General features: G+C 41.5%; 18 protein-coding genes. 16 read left to right on the top strand and 2 right to left on the bottom strand.

Annotated elements, in window-relative coordinates; translation table 11 throughout:
• Positions 1–7: 7 nt before the first annotated feature.
• Genes PGR14_RS11050 through PGR14_RS11075 form a run of 6 tightly spaced genes read left to right on the top strand, consistent with a single transcriptional unit; the run spans position 8 to position 4,200 of the window.
• The gene (locus tag PGR14_RS11050) at positions 8–652 is read left to right on the top strand and encodes a septum site-determining protein MinC (protein WP_022221007.1); all 645 of its coding nucleotides are present in this window, start codon (positions 8–10) and stop codon (positions 650–652) included.
• 13 nt (positions 653–665) lie between these two features.
• Complete coding sequence (minD, locus tag PGR14_RS11055; RefSeq protein WP_008370246.1) at positions 666–1,457, top strand: septum site-determining protein MinD; 792 nt, start codon at positions 666–668, stop codon at positions 1,455–1,457.
• Positions 1,458–1,468: 11 nt separating this feature from the next.
• Positions 1,469–1,699, top strand: a complete 231-nt coding sequence (locus tag PGR14_RS11060) for a cell division topological specificity factor MinE (RefSeq protein WP_022221008.1) — start codon at positions 1,469–1,471, stop codon at positions 1,697–1,699.
• The gene (locus tag PGR14_RS11065) at positions 1,696–2,820 is read left to right on the top strand and encodes an FtsW/RodA/SpoVE family cell cycle protein (RefSeq protein ID WP_055157102.1); all 1,125 of its coding nucleotides are present in this window, start codon (positions 1,696–1,698) and stop codon (positions 2,818–2,820) included. Before PGR14_RS11060 ends, PGR14_RS11065 begins: the two co-directional genes overlap by 4 nt.
• Before the next feature lie 14 nt (positions 2,821–2,834).
• Positions 2,835–3,230 carry a methylglyoxal synthase gene (locus tag PGR14_RS11070; RefSeq protein ID WP_008370250.1) on the top strand — a complete coding sequence of 132 codons (396 nt, stop codon included), beginning with the start codon at positions 2,835–2,837 and terminating at the stop codon, positions 3,228–3,230.
• Positions 3,214–4,200 carry a D-alanyl-D-alanine carboxypeptidase family protein gene (locus PGR14_RS11075; RefSeq protein WP_055260972.1) on the top strand — a complete coding sequence of 329 codons (987 nt, stop codon included), beginning with the start codon at positions 3,214–3,216 and terminating at the stop codon, positions 4,198–4,200. The genes PGR14_RS11070 and PGR14_RS11075 overlap by 17 nt, the downstream gene beginning before the upstream one ends.
• A gap of 122 nt (positions 4,201–4,322) precedes the next feature.
• On the opposite strand, the gene PGR14_RS11080 is transcribed toward PGR14_RS11075, so the two are convergent.
• Positions 4,323–4,529 (bottom strand): DUF378 domain-containing protein, encoded by a 207-nt coding sequence (locus tag PGR14_RS11080; protein ID WP_022221010.1) that lies wholly within the window; start codon positions 4,527–4,529, stop codon positions 4,323–4,325.
• A 79-nt stretch (positions 4,530–4,608) separates the two neighbouring features.
• On the opposite strand from PGR14_RS11080, the gene PGR14_RS11085 reads away from it, so the two are divergent.
• The 10 genes from PGR14_RS11085 (at position 4,609) to pepV (ending at position 13,288) form a co-directional block, all read left to right on the top strand.
• A complete protein-coding gene (locus PGR14_RS11085) occupies positions 4,609–5,553 on the top strand; it encodes a TIGR01212 family radical SAM protein (RefSeq protein WP_055260970.1) in 945 nt (314 codons plus the stop codon).
• A gap of 17 nt (positions 5,554–5,570) precedes the next feature.
• Positions 5,571–6,986: an HlyD family efflux transporter periplasmic adaptor subunit gene (locus PGR14_RS11090; RefSeq protein ID WP_055260968.1), complete on the top strand. Its 1,416-nt coding sequence runs from the start codon at positions 5,571–5,573 to the stop codon at positions 6,984–6,986.
• A 17-nt stretch (positions 6,987–7,003) separates the two neighbouring features.
• On the top strand, positions 7,004–7,702 hold the full coding sequence (locus tag PGR14_RS11095) for a YggS family pyridoxal phosphate-dependent enzyme (RefSeq protein WP_008370261.1): 699 nt from the start codon (positions 7,004–7,006) through the stop codon (positions 7,700–7,702).
• A gap of 28 nt (positions 7,703–7,730) precedes the next feature.
• A complete protein-coding gene (locus PGR14_RS11100; RefSeq protein ID WP_008370263.1) occupies positions 7,731–8,276 on the top strand; it encodes a cell division protein SepF in 546 nt (181 codons plus the stop codon).
• A 17-nt stretch (positions 8,277–8,293) separates the two neighbouring features.
• Positions 8,294–9,070, top strand: coding sequence for a YlmH/Sll1252 family protein (locus tag PGR14_RS11105; protein WP_008370265.1), 777 nt, complete (start codon positions 8,294–8,296; stop codon positions 9,068–9,070).
• A 25-nt stretch (positions 9,071–9,095) separates the two neighbouring features.
• Positions 9,096–9,623, top strand: a complete 528-nt coding sequence (gene lspA / locus PGR14_RS11110) for a signal peptidase II (protein ID WP_022221012.1) — start codon at positions 9,096–9,098, stop codon at positions 9,621–9,623.
• The gene (locus PGR14_RS11115) at positions 9,613–10,530 is read left to right on the top strand and encodes an RluA family pseudouridine synthase (RefSeq protein ID WP_055260964.1); all 918 of its coding nucleotides are present in this window, start codon (positions 9,613–9,615) and stop codon (positions 10,528–10,530) included. Before lspA ends, PGR14_RS11115 begins: the two co-directional genes overlap by 11 nt.
• 83 nt (positions 10,531–10,613) lie before the next feature.
• Positions 10,614–11,249, top strand: a complete 636-nt coding sequence (locus PGR14_RS11120; protein ID WP_022221014.1) for a cytidylate kinase-like family protein — start codon at positions 10,614–10,616, stop codon at positions 11,247–11,249.
• Positions 11,250–11,392: 143 nt separating this feature from the next.
• On the top strand, positions 11,393–11,842 hold the full coding sequence (dtd, locus tag PGR14_RS11125) for a D-aminoacyl-tRNA deacylase (RefSeq protein ID WP_055157091.1): 450 nt from the start codon (positions 11,393–11,395) through the stop codon (positions 11,840–11,842).
• A gap of 78 nt (positions 11,843–11,920) precedes the next feature.
• Positions 11,921–13,288: a dipeptidase PepV gene (gene pepV / locus PGR14_RS11130; RefSeq protein ID WP_055157089.1), complete on the top strand. Its 1,368-nt coding sequence runs from the start codon at positions 11,921–11,923 to the stop codon at positions 13,286–13,288.
• Positions 13,289–13,560: 272 nt separating this feature from the next.
• Here the strand turns inward: pepV and lexA are convergent, their stop codons facing one another.
• Entirely contained in the window at positions 13,561–14,181 is a 621-nt protein-coding gene (gene lexA, locus PGR14_RS11135; protein WP_055157087.1) for a transcriptional repressor LexA, read from the bottom strand.
• Positions 14,182–14,362: the final 181 nt, after the last annotated feature.

Below are 14,362 nucleotides of genomic sequence, written 5' to 3' on the forward strand. Positions count from 1 at the left end.
CACAGGTATGAAACAGAAAGTCATCATTAAAAGTAATAAATACGGTCTGATTGTTCATATGGATCCTGATGCAGAGTATACAGAGATTCTGAAGGAATTGAGAGAAAAATTTACCGAATCTGCCCGCTTTTTCAAAGATGCGACCATGGCGGTTACGTTTGAAGGGCGGATTCTTACAAAACCACAGGAAGAAGAGGTCATTGGTCTGATCACTGATGTCGCTCATATCCATATTGTCTGTATTTTTGATGCTAATGAAAATACAGAAAGATTATACAAAAAAGTAGTAGAAGACTCTCTTAACAGTTTAACCAGAAAAGAAGGTCAGTTCTACAAAGGTACGCTCAGACAAAGGCAGGTACTGGAGACAGAACAGAGTATTATTATACTTGGCGATGTAGAGTTTGGTGCAACCGTAGTATCCAAGGGCAATATTGTTGTGCTGGGTGCGGTAAGGGGAACGGTACATGCCGGGGCAACAGGAGATCGGAATGCGTTTATTACGGCGTTGTCGATGAGACCGCATGTAATGAAGATTGCAGATATTGTATCAACACATACATATCTTCAGGACGAAACCGTAAGACCAAGTATCGCCCGTCTTGACGGCAAGCGCATTTATATCGATCCACTGGAGAATTTAGAGTGGTAGGAGGATCTGAAAAATGGGTGAAATTATTGTAGTGACATCGGGAAAAGGCGGTGTCGGAAAAACAACAACGACAGCAAATATAGGTGCCGGACTTTCAAGGCTCGGGAAAAAGGTACTGGTGATCGATACGGATCTAGGTCTTCGGAATCTGGATGTTGTCATGGGACTTGAAAACCGGATCGTATATAATCTGGTCGACGTAATCGAAGGTGGCTGCCGTTTGAAGCAGGCGATGATCAGTGATAAGCGTCATGAAAATCTGTATCTGCTGCCATCGGCACAGACAAAGGATAAGTCAGCGATCACACCGGAGCAGATGATCAAGCTTACAAATGAGCTTCGAGATGAATTTGATTACGTTTTACTGGATTGTCCGGCAGGGATTGAGCAGGGATTCCAGAATGCGATTGCCGGAGCTGACAGAGCATTTGTTGTGACAACGCCAGAAGTATCCTCCATTCGTGATGCTGACCGCATCATTGGGCTGCTGGAGCAGAATCACATGAAAAAACTGAATCTTATTATTAACCGTATCAGGATGGATATGGTGAAAAGAGGAGAGATGATGTCAGTAGAAGATGTGACAGAGATTCTTCCTATCGATCTGATCGGAGCAATTCCGGATGATGAACAGGTCGTGATCGGAACGAACCAGGGAGAGGCGGTTGTAGATATGGATTCGCTGGCAGGAAAAGCATATACCAATATCTGCCGGCGTATAACCGGTGAAGAAGTGCCATTTCTCGATCTGGATAAACAGGAAAGTTTGTTTTACAAACTTTCCCATATGTTTAAAAGAAATTAGGAGGATGTATCATGCATGTATTTGAAAGAGGTATGCACCATTCATCTGTCCGCATTGCAAAAGAACGTTTGAAAAGCCTTCTTGTTTCGGACCGGGTGCAGTGTCAGCCAGATACTTATGAACTTTTGTGCGGAGAATTATACCACACAATCGGAAAATACATGAAGATAACCGAAGATAATTTTAAAGTGGAAATAACACGTTCACAGATTAGAATCAACTTGACAGGAGAAAAATCGTGAGATTACCAAAAAAGACAAAACCTTATCATTTAAAAGATGTGAAATTCGGTCTGGTCATTTCTGTTATTGCTATATCGATTATCGGAGTTATGGTAATCGGAAGTGCAAAGCAGGCAGTACAGGGAAGACAGATCATAGGACTTGTCGCCGGAGTGATCCTGATGATCATTCTTTCGATGATAGACTATGTATGGCTTCTGAACTTTTACTGGATTTTATACGGGATCAATATCATTGCACTGGTATGTGTAAAGCTGTTTGGAACCAATGTAAATGGTGCACAGCGGTGGATCGATATCGGAGTGACGAATTTTCAGCCATCAGAGCTCAGCAAAATACTGGTTGTCGTATTCTTTGCAAAATTTCTGATGAATCATGAGGATGATCTGAACAGTGCTGCAACCATCCTGAAAGCAGTAGGACTGATTGCACCAACACTGATCCTGATCGTTCTTCAGCCAGACCTTTCAACAACCTTATCCATAGCGCTTGTTTTTTGTGCTATGATGTATCTGGCGGGACTGAGTTATCGATTTATCGGAACCCTGATTGCGATTCTGGTTCCGGTTACGATTATTTTTATCAGTATTGTTGTACAGCCAAATCAGCCATTTCTGCACGATTATCAGCAAAAGCGTATTCTGGCATGGCTGGAACCGCAGAAATATGCAAGTGATGAAGCTTACCAGCAGAATAATGCAATTATGGCGATTGGTTCCGGACAGCTTACCGGTAAAGGACTGAATAATAATACAACCACATCCGTGAAGAACGGAAATTTTATTTCTGAGCCACAGACAGACTTTATTTTTGCAATTGTAGGTGAAGAATTAGGTTTTGTGGGTTGCTGTATCGTGATTGGTCTGTTATTATTGATTGTAGTACAATGCATATTGATAGGACTCAGGGCACAAGATCTGGCGGGGCGGATTATTTGCTGCGGTGTAGCCGCGCAGATAGGATTTCAGTCGTTTATCAATATCGGCGTGGCAACAGGGATCTTACCAAATACAGGAATTCCCCTTCCGTTTGTTAGTTACGGACTGACTTCGCTTATCAGCTTATATATGGGAATTGGCATTGTATTAAATATAGGGCTTCAGCCTAAAAAATATCAGTAAAAGGAGCTGAGAAAATGAATATCGGACTTATTGCGCATGACTCTAAGAAAACACTGATGCAGAATTTCTGTATTGCATATCGTGGGATTTTGAGCAAGCATGAGTTGTATGCGACCGGTACAACCGGCCGGCTGATCGAAGAAGTTACTAATCTTTCTATTCACAAATATCTTGCGGGACCGCTGGGCGGCAAACAACAGCTCGGTGCGCAGATTGCACAGAATGGAATTGATGCTCTAATCTTTCTTCGGGATCCACAGAATCCAAAGCCACATGAACCGGATGTAAATGATGTCATTCGTCTTTGTGACATGCACAACATCCCGATGGCTACCAATCTTGCAACGGCAGAAATCATTATACTTGCATTAGACAGAGGAGACTTGGATTGGCGTGAGATGTATAAGTAGAGCAAAAAGTGCCGCACTGGTATGTGTGGCATCGATAAGTCTGTTTACAGGTGGTTGCATCGGAGGAAAAGGAGCAACACCTGTGACAGCATATGAACTTAAAAATTATAATCAGGATTTATACCAGGGAAAGCTTTATGCAGAGGAGCTGTGTGTAGCACAAAATGATGTGGCGTTAGAGGGATATACAGAAGATACTGAATTGCACAGTGCTGCATTATTTGATCTTACAGGAGAACGTGTATTATATTCTTATAAAGCGCATGAACGACTGTATCCTGCCAGTACAACCAAGATCATGACGGCACTTCTCGCTATTGAGAATGCAAATTTGGATGACCAGGTGACGATCAGTGGAAACGCAGATGCATCCAGTTTTCCGGCGGATGCACAGGTGTGCGGCCTTGCGAAAGGAGAAGTCTGGACACTCAGGGATCTTTTGGGAGCTCTTCTTTTGTATTCTGGAAATGATGCAGCAACTGCAATCGCGGAATATGTAGGTGGATCAGAAGAAGCGTTTGTTAATATGATGAACCGCAGAGCCCAGGAATTGATGGCGAACGGGACTCATTTTATGAATCCGCACGGACTGCATGATGACAATCATTATACAACAGCGTATGACCTTTATCTGATATTTAATGAGTGCATAAAGCATAAAGATTTTGTAAATATCATACAGAGTGAAGCATATACCGCATATTATACAGATGTGGACGGTAACAGCCAGGAGGCGTTGTTTACACCGACCAATCTCTATGCGCAGGGAGAGGTGGATGTGCCGGAGAATGTTACGATTGTAGGCGGGAAGACTGGGACAACGGATGAAGCAGGATATTGTCTGATTCTGATGGAAAAAGATTCCAGTGACAATCCATACATATCGATTGTTATGGGAGCCTCAGAAAAACCGGTTCTGTATGAGGATATGACATCATTGATTGAGGCAATCCCGTCTGGTCAGCAGTAAATGTGGTGTGTGAATCTTATCGTATACACAAAAAGGGGCATCTCTTGTCTGGGAGCCCCTTTCTTTTTTTCAAGCATGTAGAAAATACACCGAGATGGTATCAGGTACATTACCTGGGCGTATTAAGATTCGGACATGGATCCGATTCTACCAAAAAGACTGATCAGGTAGAGTCCACACAGTCCGACGATCGTGTAGACGATACGTGAGAGCCATGACATGTTTCCAAAAAGCCAGGCAATAAGATCCAGACGGAATATACCGATCAGAAGCCAGTTCACAGCACCGATGATCACGACGGTGAGTGCTGTATTATCAAACCATTTCATGTAAATATCCTCCTTATACGATTCTATACGGTTAGTATGTGTTAAAACTTTGTGATTATTCATAAATGAGAGGAAAAATATGTTATATTATAAATATTCGGATTACCTGAAAAACAAATATGGTGAAAAAGTATACAAGCTTCCGGTGAACCTTCCGGTCACATGTCCAAACCGTCTTGACGGAGATGGATGTGCATTCTGTGCCGGTGCAGGAACCGGATTTGAGGCAATGTCGGCTGCAGTTTCTGTCACAGAACAGTTGACACGGACCAGACAGATGATCACGAGAAAATACCATGCCAACAAATATATTGCATATTTTCAGAATTATACCAATACCTTTCTTCCTCCGGATAGATTTCGCAGTTATCTGATGGAGGCTACCAGGATTCCGGGTGTCGTGGAGATATCTGTTTCCACAAGACCGGATTGTGTTTCGGCTGAGTATCTTGATATTATGAGAGATATCCGCGCGATGACCGGAATTCAGATGAATGTAGAACTTGGATTACAGACAGCAAATTATCATACACTGCAGATGATCGACAGGGGACATGGTCTTGCAGAATTTATCGATGCAGTACTGCGGATTAAAAGATATACTGGTATTTCAATCTGTACCCATGTGATTCTTAATCTTCCGGGAGATACGGCAGCGGATGCAAAAGAGACTGCAAGAATCCTTACTGCGCTTGGTGTGGATATTGTGAAACTGCATTCGCTTTATATTGCCAGAAATACACGGTTGTGTGATTGGTATGAAAATGGTAAAATAACGGTATGTTCAAAGGAAGAATATTTTGAAAGAGTGATTACGTTTCTTGAACAGATTCCGGAAACCGTGGCAGTAGAACGAATGTTTTCAAGAATTCCTGAGAAAGATGCGGTGTTCTGTAACTGGGGATGCAGCTGGTGGAGGCTGAGGGACGAACTGCTGCAGAAGATGGAAGAGGAAGGCAGGTATCAGGGCAGGTGCTGTGATTATCTGAATGGTGCGGCACTGTGCCTGTTAAAATCCGAATAGATTTGGAGGCTTGATTTTTGGCTGGGAAAAAGAAGAATACGGAGGTCGTCAGCCTCCAGAAATATAAACGAAAAGGACATTTAAATATTGGTACGATTCTGTTTGGAATTATTTTTGTGTATCTTGTTTTTACCGTTCTGATCTATTTTACAAAAGACAGAGTGAGTGTATATGAGGTACGGGAAGGAAGCATTTTAAAAGACAGGAATCTTACCGGAATGGTTCTCAGAAAAGAAACGGTGGTAAATGCTGAAAAAAGCGGATATGTCAATTATTTTGTAGACGATGCACAGAAGGTTGCACTTGGAACCAATATTTACACCATTACGTCTTCCAAGCTCGAGACACAGACGGATCAGGACAGCAATGAAGAAGTTTCCCTGAATGCAGATGAATGGAACAGTATTCTGCTGAAGGCACAGGGATTTAATGAATCCTATTCACCGGAGGAGTTTAAGACGGCATCAAATCTGAAAAGTGAAGTAACAGCGATCTTACAGAACAATACGACACAGAGCAGGGTTGCACAGCTGAATTCTATTCTGCAGTCCGGAAATGTAGATGCATTTCAAAGCCCGGATGACGGAATCGTGGAGCTTTCGGTAGATGGCTATGAAAATCTGACGACAGATAATATCACGGATGAGATGTTTGATAAGGCAAATTACAGTGTCACAGAGCTTTCAGGCAACCAGAAGATTGATGCAGGGCAGCCGGTATATCGCCTGGTCACAGATGAAGAGTGGACGGTAACGGTACGCCTGACCTCTGATCTGGCACAAACCTTCCAGACAAAAATGAACGGGGAAGATTCCCTTTCTGTTGAGGTCAGATTCCTGAAGGATAATAAAGACCTGTGGGGAACTATGCGACTTACGGAAAAGAAAAATGATATTTATGCCAATATTACTTTTAAGGATTCCATGATCCGGTATGCAGATGAACGGTTCGTGAATATTGAACTGATCCTGGAAGACGAGTCCGGGCTTAAGATTCCGAAAACCTCGGTAACGGAGAAAGACTGTTATGCTGTTCCGATAGATTATATTACGAGCGGCGGGGCTTCTCAGAACGAAGGTGTCTACAGGCAGACGACCAAAAAAGGAAAGACGACAACGGAATTTATTCCGGTGACGATCATTAACGAGGATACGGAATCGGGTATTGCATATCTGGATACAGAGAATCTGAAAAAAGGAGATACTCTTTTGTTGCCGGAATCTTCCGATACGATGGATCTTTTGAAAACCGAAAGCATCAAAGGAGTTTATAATGTCAATAAAGGCTATGCTGTATTCAAGCAGGTTCAGATCCTGAGTGAGAGTGATGAATACTATATTATTGCAGAAGGAAACAGCTACAGTCTATCCAATTATGATCATATTGCCCTGAACGGAGATTCTGTTCGGGATAATCAGATAGTAAGTCAATAAGAAATGGAGTGAAAGAAATGATCACAGAAAACTTAAAAGATGTGGAAGCACGTGTATGCGCTGCATGCGAACGCTCCGGCAGAAAACGGGAGGATGTAACACTGATTGCTGTCAGCAAGACCAAACCGGTAGAAATGCTGGAAGAAGCGTATGCTTACGGTTGCCGTTATTTTGGTGAAAATAAAGTGCAGGAACTGGATGAAAAATATGACATAATGCCGAAGGATATTCACTGGCAGATGATTGGTCATCTGCAGCGCAACAAAGTAAAATATATCATCGATAAGGCAGAGCTGATCCATTCTGTTGATTCTATTCGTCTTGCGGAAACAATTGATAAAGAAGCAGCGAAAAAAGGTATTGTTGTAAATGTGCTTCTCGAAGTAAACATGGCAAAAGAAGATACAAAATTCGGTCTGATGCCAGAGGAAGTTATGGATTTTATTCATGAAATTGTCAGATTTCAACACATAAAAGTACAAGGATTGATGACAATTGCTCCGTTTGTAGAAAACCCGGAAGAAAATCGTATACATTTTGCAAACTTACGAAAATTATCTGTTGACATTGCAAAGGAAAAAGTTGATAATGTTAACATGAGTATTCTTTCAATGGGGATGACCAATGATTTTGAAGTTGCTATAGAAGAGGGAGCCACCATGGTTCGGATAGGGACAGCAATTTTTGGCGAGCGAAATTATGCTCATCAGATTTAGATACCACAGATAGGAGTGTATAAGAAAAATGGGAGTATTAGATAAGTTTTTAGACGTTATGAAATTAAACGGCGACGATGATGAGTATGATGATGATTTCTACGATGAAGATGACGATTTTGAAGATGAGTCATATGAAGAAGAGAAGCCAAAAAAGAATATTTTTGGAAAGAAAGATAAACCGGCTGCTTACGAAGAAGAAGAGGAAGATTATCAGCTTAAAAAATCAGGTCGTTCAAATAAAGTCACCCCGATGCGCCAGCCTTCTACACGCAGAAATGCTCCTGCAATGGAAGTTTGTGTAATCAAACCAAACGCAATGGATGATACACGCGAGATTACAGAGACTCTTCTCGCGGGAAGAACTGTTATTTTGAATCTGGAAGGTATGGATCTTGAGATCGCGCAGAGAATTATTGATTTCACATCAGGATCTGCTTTTGCAATTGATGGTAATCTTCAGAAGATTTCAAGTTATATTTTTCTGGTAACACCGGCAAATGTTGATATTTCCGGCGATATGCAGGATCTTCTGAATACTTCGTTCGATGTGCCGATCCAGAACCGTTACTAGAAGAAAGAAGACAGGGTATGGAAAAAGAAGAGACTTTACTTCGTAAACGTCTGATTGAGCTGTCTAACAATGCTTATCAGAGAGGAATCATTATGTATTCCGATTTCCTGAACCTGAATGAACTGAATATATTACATACTACGCCGAAGGATTCTTTCCCTGTTCCATACAGGACCTTTGGCGGGTATGATCCGTCAGAGCGTCAGATGGCAGCATTTCTACCTGATGCTTTTTATATGTATATGGATGAGGAAAGTATCCGCAGTACATATCCGATCCGCATTCTGAAGATCAGTCCGCTGCAGCCGAAATTTGCTGAGGAATTATCACACAGAGATTATCTGGGTGCACTTCTGAACCTTGGGATCACACGGGCAAAGACGGGAGATATTCTGATTCACGATAAGGAAGCTTATGTGTTTGTACATCAGGAACTGACGGAGTTTCTTGTAAAAGAACTGACCAGGGTACGTCATACAACCGTTCGTGCCGTAGAAGTAGAAAATGCAGATTTTAAATGGGAGCCAAAGTACGAAGAGATTAAGGGGACTGTTGCATCAGTACGCCTGGATTCCCTTCTTTCACTGGCTTTTTCTTCGTCCAGAAGTAAACTTACTGCATTGATTGAGGCTGGGCGTGTATACGTAAACGGAAAGCTGATTACCAGTAATGGATATCATGTAAAGGACAACGATATCATTTCCGTAAGACAGATGGGACGTTTTCAGTACGAAGGAGTTCTTTCCGAGACAAAAAAAGGACGTTATTATGTTACAATCCGAAAGTATATCTAATGGCATTAGCAGTAAAGGAGAGCATATGAAGAACAGACCAGGGTTAAAACAATATATTTTTGCAGCACTTGGAGTCGTAATCCTGGTGCTTCTGGATCAGTATACAAAGCTTCTGGCAATTGCACATTTGAAGGATCAGTCTGCATTTGTGTTGTGGAATAATGTTTTTGAATTGCATTATCTTGAAAACAGAGGAGCTGCATTTGGGATTTTTCAGAACCAGCGATGGTTCTTTGTCATCATGACCGTTGTGATCCTTGTTATTGTGAGCTGGTTTTATGGCAGAACTCCGGTAGAAAAAAGATATCTGCCACTCAGAATCTGTATGATCATTCTGACAGCCGGAGCAATCGGGAATTTTATTGACCGTCTGACCAGAGGATATGTGGTTGACTTTTTTTATTTTTCACTGATTGATTTTCCGATTTTCAATGTGGCGGATATTTATGTGACTGTGACGTTTATCGTTCTGGTTCTGCTGATCTTTTTTTATTATAAGGACGAAGATTTTTCTATTTATTCGCGCAGACAGGAGCAGAAACATGCAGATTAAAGAATTTCAGAGTGAAGAAAATGCAGGGGAGAGAATCGACAAATTTCTCACAGAGAAAGTGCCGGAGCTTTCCCGTTCTTATATTCAAAAACTGATAAAAGAAAAAAATGTAAAGGTAAATTCCACAGTAATCAAATCTAACTATAAGGTTGCAAAAGGAGATCAAATTCAGATTACGATACCGGATTTGACGGAACCGGATATCCTGCCGGAAAATATACCATTGGATATTCTCTATGAGGATGATGATATCCTGGTGGTTAATAAGCCGAAAGGTATGGTAGTGCACCCGGCAGCAGGTCATTATACCGGAACCCTGGTCAATGCGATCATGTATCATTGCAAAGACCGGCTTTCAGGAATCAACGGTGTAATGCGTCCGGGAATCGTACACCGGATCGATATGGATACTACCGGTTCTCTTCTGGTATGTAAAAATGATACCGCACACCAGATCCTTGCAGAACAGTTAAAAGAGCACAGCATTAAGCGGATTTATCATGCGATTGTACACGGTAATATCAAAGAGGATTCCGGTACTGTGAATGCGCCGATCGGACGCCATCCGATTGACCGGAAGAAAATGAGTATCAATGAGAAAAATGGCAGAAATGCAGTGACACACTACCGGGTCCTGGAGCGTTTTGGCGAATATACTTATATTGCCTGTGAGCTTGAAACCGGTCGCACACATCAGATCCGTGTGCATATGGCAAGTATCCATCATCCGTTGCTTGGAGACTGTGTATATGGTCCGGCAAAATGTCCGTGGACACTACAGGGGCAGACACTTCATGCGAAAATTCTTGGAATTATCCATCCGAGAACCGGAAAATATATGGAATTTGATGCCCCACTTCCGGAATATTTTGAAAATTTATTGAAAAAACTACGCAAAATGTCATGAAAATCTATACATTTATTATGAATTGTTATATAATATGTATAGGATAATCATGGAATAATGACCTGCAAAGGAGCGTGACGTTTATGAGTAAAACACATACAATTATAACAATAGGTCGTCAGTTTGGAAGCGGAGGACGCGAGATTGGAAAACGTCTGGCAGATGAACTGGGAATTGAGTTTTATGATAAAGAATTGTTGTCACGGGCAGCAAAGGACAGTAAGATATGCAAAGAGCTTTTTGAGACACATGATGAAAAACCGACGAACAGTTTTCTCTATTCATTGGTAATGGATACATATTCTATGGGATTTGCATCCGGTTCTGTCAATGAAATGCCACTAAATCACAAGATTTTCCTTGCGCAGTTTGATGCGATCAAAAAGATTGCGGAGGAAGGGCCGTGTGTACTGGTAGGAAGATGTGCGGATTATGCACTGGAAGAGCGGGATGATGTACTAAGTGTATTCATTCATGCAGATCTGGAAGACAGGATTAAAAATGTAGCAAAGCTGAATGAACTGACAGATAACAAAGCAAAAGATCTGATACATAAGACAGATAAACGCAGGGCAAGCTATTACAATTATTATACCAACAAAAAATGGGGCGATGCCGAAAGTTATGATATTTGTATAAACAGTTCCAAGTTTGGTGTTGACGGATGTGTGAAAGCTATCAAGGATTTTCTTGAATTAGAGGCAAGCTTGGAAGAGTAAGAACAGCGATTATAATGTTATAAGACGGGGGAAATAAAAATCCCCCGTTTTTTAGACCTGTAGCAAAATACTTATGTTCTGATAATTTCGGAACACAGGCATTATAGTGTCAAATAAAGAGAAGAAAGAGGAGACAAGAAAACATGAAATTTGTAATTCAGAGAGTAACACATGCCGAGGTTGCGGTAGAAGGAGAAGTGATCGGAAAGATTGGGAAAGGATTTATGGTGCTGATCGGAGTGGCACAGGATGATACCAGGGTGATTGCAGACAAAATGGTAAAGAAGTTGACAGGACTTCGCATTTTTGAAGATGAGAACGGAAAGACCAATCTTGCCCTGAAGGATGTGGATGGAGAACTTCTTCTGATTTCCCAGTTTACCTTATATGCAAACTGTAAAAAAGGATTCCGCCCAAGTTTTATTGAGGCAGGTGCACCGGATATGGCAAATGAACTGTATGAATATATTATTGAAGAATGTAAGAAAGTGATCCCGGTTGTGGAAAGAGGAAGCTTTGGCGCGGATATGAAGGTATCTCTTTTAAATGACGGTCCATTTACGATCGTGCTGGATTCGGAGCAGATTTGTTAAATTATTATTTGGTTTCTAAAGATGTATCGTGTATAATAGAATACAGATGGAATACACAAGAAAGTGGGGAATGTAATAATGAGTTATGAAGCATTAAACAGCAGGATTATGGAGATGAAGGATGAAATTCTTGCTGGAATCCAACAGAACATGAGAATTGAAAGCGTGCGTGGTGAGGCACAGCCAGACGCGCCATATGGTCCGGGACCGAAGGCTGCTCTGGAAGATGCCCTTGAACTTGGCCGCAAGCTTGGCTTCAAGGTTGGGCAGGCAGACAATCGTATAGGCTGGGTAGAATATGGAGAAGGAAAAGAGATGGTAGGCGTTCTTGGTCATGTAGACGTTGTACCGGCTGGCGATACCGGTTGGACTTATCCTGCCTATGGTGCCGAGATCCACGATGGAATTCTTTGGGGAAGAGGATGTCTGGATGATAAGGGACCGATCATTGGATCAATTTACGCATTGAAGGCGATCCGTGACCTGAATCTTCCAATTGACCGTAGAATCCGTGTTATTTTTGGATCTGATGAGGAATGTGGCTCTTCATGCGCGGCGTATTACGTAGAGAACGGATATGAGATGCCGACGATCGGATTTACTCCGGATGCAGATTTTCCTGTTATTTTCTGTGAAAAAGGAACGACCGGAATCAAAGGCGGTTCTAAGGTTTATGACAAAGGTCATATCGAAGTGGAATATTTTGGTGGTGGAATTGCTGACAATGTCGTGATTCCAACTTGTAAACTGATCGTAAAAGGAGACATTAAGGTAGCAGAGACAGAAGGAATCACTGTGACGCATGAAAACGGAAAAACAATCGTTGAAGCGGTGGGAAGAAGTGCACATGGAAGTACCCCGCATCTTGGTGTAAATGCAGCAATTCTTCTTTTGAATGCAGTGAAAGAGAATGAATTTGGTGGAGAATTCCAGCAACTGATGGAATTTCTTCTGAAAGAGATCGGAACGGAGACAAATGGAGAATCACTGGGAGTACATTATGTGGATGAAGAAACTGGTGAGACAACCGTAAACCTTGGTATTGTTTATTATGATGGAGAAGAGACCTATTTTACATTAGATGTCCGTTATCCAAAAAATGCAGATCCGAAAGTTGTTGATGATACACTGATCAATCATATCAACAGTTACACATTCGATGTGCTCCGGAAAAATAACCACAAAATTCTCTATGTACCAAAAGACTCTGAACTGGTGACAAAGCTCGTTCATGTATATGAAGAAGAGACTGGCGAGCACTTGGAACCACTTGCAATCGGTGGTGGAACTTACGCAAAGAAATTCCAGAACATGGTTGCATTCGGACCGGTATTTCCAGGTGAAGCAGACGTGATCCATCAGCCAGATGAACATGTGGAAGTAGAAAAGCTTCTCCGTGCACTGCAGATTACGGCAGCAGCGATGTACGAACTTGCAAAAAAATAGTAGAAAACAGTGCTGACTGAATTATCTGGATATGTCATAATAGATACGAGCATCGAAGGGTGAGTTGTTCAATGGAAACAATAGCCGGATAAGATGACAGGTTGAGAATACCTGTACATCTTATCCGGCTTTTTTGATGCATTTGAAAAAATATTTATGATAGTAAGAAAAAAAGGGATATGGAGAAGAACATATATAAAAAACAGGTGATTACTTGCAAAAAGCACTTCTATCTGAGATGCTTCTGCAAGTAATCACCTGTTTTTTTAAAATTAACGGAAGAAGCGCATAACAGCAGCAACTTTCCCTAAAATCGTAACATCTTCAAGGATAAATGGTTCCATTGCATCATTCTCCGGCTGAAGACGGATCACACCTTCTTCTCGGTAAAACGTCTTTACCGTTGCACCGTCATCAATCAGAGCAACAACCATATCACCGTTCTCTGCAGTTGCCTGCTTTTCCACAATGACATAATCTCCATCCAGTATACCGGCATTTATCATACTTTCACCCTGAACTTTCAGCATAAAGAGTTCTTTATTTGATGAAATATATTCAGTAGGAACAGGATAGTAATCTTCAATATTCTCCTGTGCAAGAACCGGTTCTCCTGCAGCTACATGGCCTACGATCGGAATCTGAACCATCTCACGTCTTGTGAGATTAAATGAATCATCCAGAATCTCGATTGCACGTGGTTTGGTTGGGTCACGTCGTATGTATCCGTTCTTCTCAAGAGTCTCAAGATGAGAGTGTACAGAAGAAGTTGACTTCAGATTCACAGCATCACAGATCTCACGTACAGCCGGTGGAAAACCACGTTGCAGGATCTGGGACTTAATATATTCAAGTATCTCTTCCTGTTTCTTGCTAATATTACCTTTACTCATAAAAGACCTCCTAAATCTGTATCTATATCAATTTGAATTATTATCCGAACTATTAAAATTATCATATCATACAGAAGAAAAAATAGCAAACAAATGTTTAGAAAATACGTTCGATTTGCATATTGACAAACGTATGTTCTTGCTGTATATTGGTAACAGAACAGTTGTTCGAGAACATGCT

The sequence above is a fragment of the Coprococcus sp. AF99-45 genome, assembly GCF_027663865.1.
GTDB lineage: Bacteria > Bacillota > Clostridia > Lachnospirales > Lachnospiraceae > Allocoprococcus > Allocoprococcus comes.

Excerpts from the sequence above, each read along its gene's own strand:
- PGR14_RS11105 (WP_008370265.1), top strand. The coding sequence starts at position 8,294 with ATGGAAAAAGAAGAGACTTTACTTCGTAAACGTCTGATTGAGCTGTCT.
- PGR14_RS11100 (WP_008370263.1), top strand. The coding sequence starts at position 7,731 with ATGGGAGTATTAGATAAGTTTTTAGACGTTATGAAATTAAACGGCGAC.
- PGR14_RS11050 (WP_022221007.1), top strand. The coding sequence starts at position 8 with ATGAAACAGAAAGTCATCATTAAAAGTAATAAATACGGTCTGATTGTT.
- PGR14_RS11095 (WP_008370261.1), top strand. The coding sequence starts at position 7,004 with ATGATCACAGAAAACTTAAAAGATGTGGAAGCACGTGTATGCGCTGCA.
- dtd (WP_055157091.1), top strand. The coding sequence starts at position 11,393 with ATGAAATTTGTAATTCAGAGAGTAACACATGCCGAGGTTGCGGTAGAA.
- lexA (WP_055157087.1), bottom strand. The coding sequence starts at position 14,181 with ATGAGTAAAGGTAATATTAGCAAGAAACAGGAAGAGATACTTGAATAT.
- PGR14_RS11115 (WP_055260964.1), top strand. The coding sequence starts at position 9,613 with ATGCAGATTAAAGAATTTCAGAGTGAAGAAAATGCAGGGGAGAGAATC.
- PGR14_RS11085 (WP_055260970.1), top strand. The coding sequence starts at position 4,609 with ATGTTATATTATAAATATTCGGATTACCTGAAAAACAAATATGGTGAA.
- minD (WP_008370246.1), top strand. The coding sequence starts at position 666 with ATGGGTGAAATTATTGTAGTGACATCGGGAAAAGGCGGTGTCGGAAAA.
- PGR14_RS11080 (WP_022221010.1), bottom strand. The coding sequence starts at position 4,529 with ATGAAATGGTTTGATAATACAGCACTCACCGTCGTGATCATCGGTGCT.
- PGR14_RS11070 (WP_008370250.1), top strand. The coding sequence starts at position 2,835 with ATGAATATCGGACTTATTGCGCATGACTCTAAGAAAACACTGATGCAG.
- pepV (WP_055157089.1), top strand. The coding sequence starts at position 11,921 with ATGAGTTATGAAGCATTAAACAGCAGGATTATGGAGATGAAGGATGAA.
- lspA (WP_022221012.1), top strand. The coding sequence starts at position 9,096 with ATGAAGAACAGACCAGGGTTAAAACAATATATTTTTGCAGCACTTGGA.
- PGR14_RS11120 (WP_022221014.1), top strand. The coding sequence starts at position 10,614 with ATGAGTAAAACACATACAATTATAACAATAGGTCGTCAGTTTGGAAGC.
- PGR14_RS11060 (WP_022221008.1), top strand. The coding sequence starts at position 1,469 with ATGCATGTATTTGAAAGAGGTATGCACCATTCATCTGTCCGCATTGCA.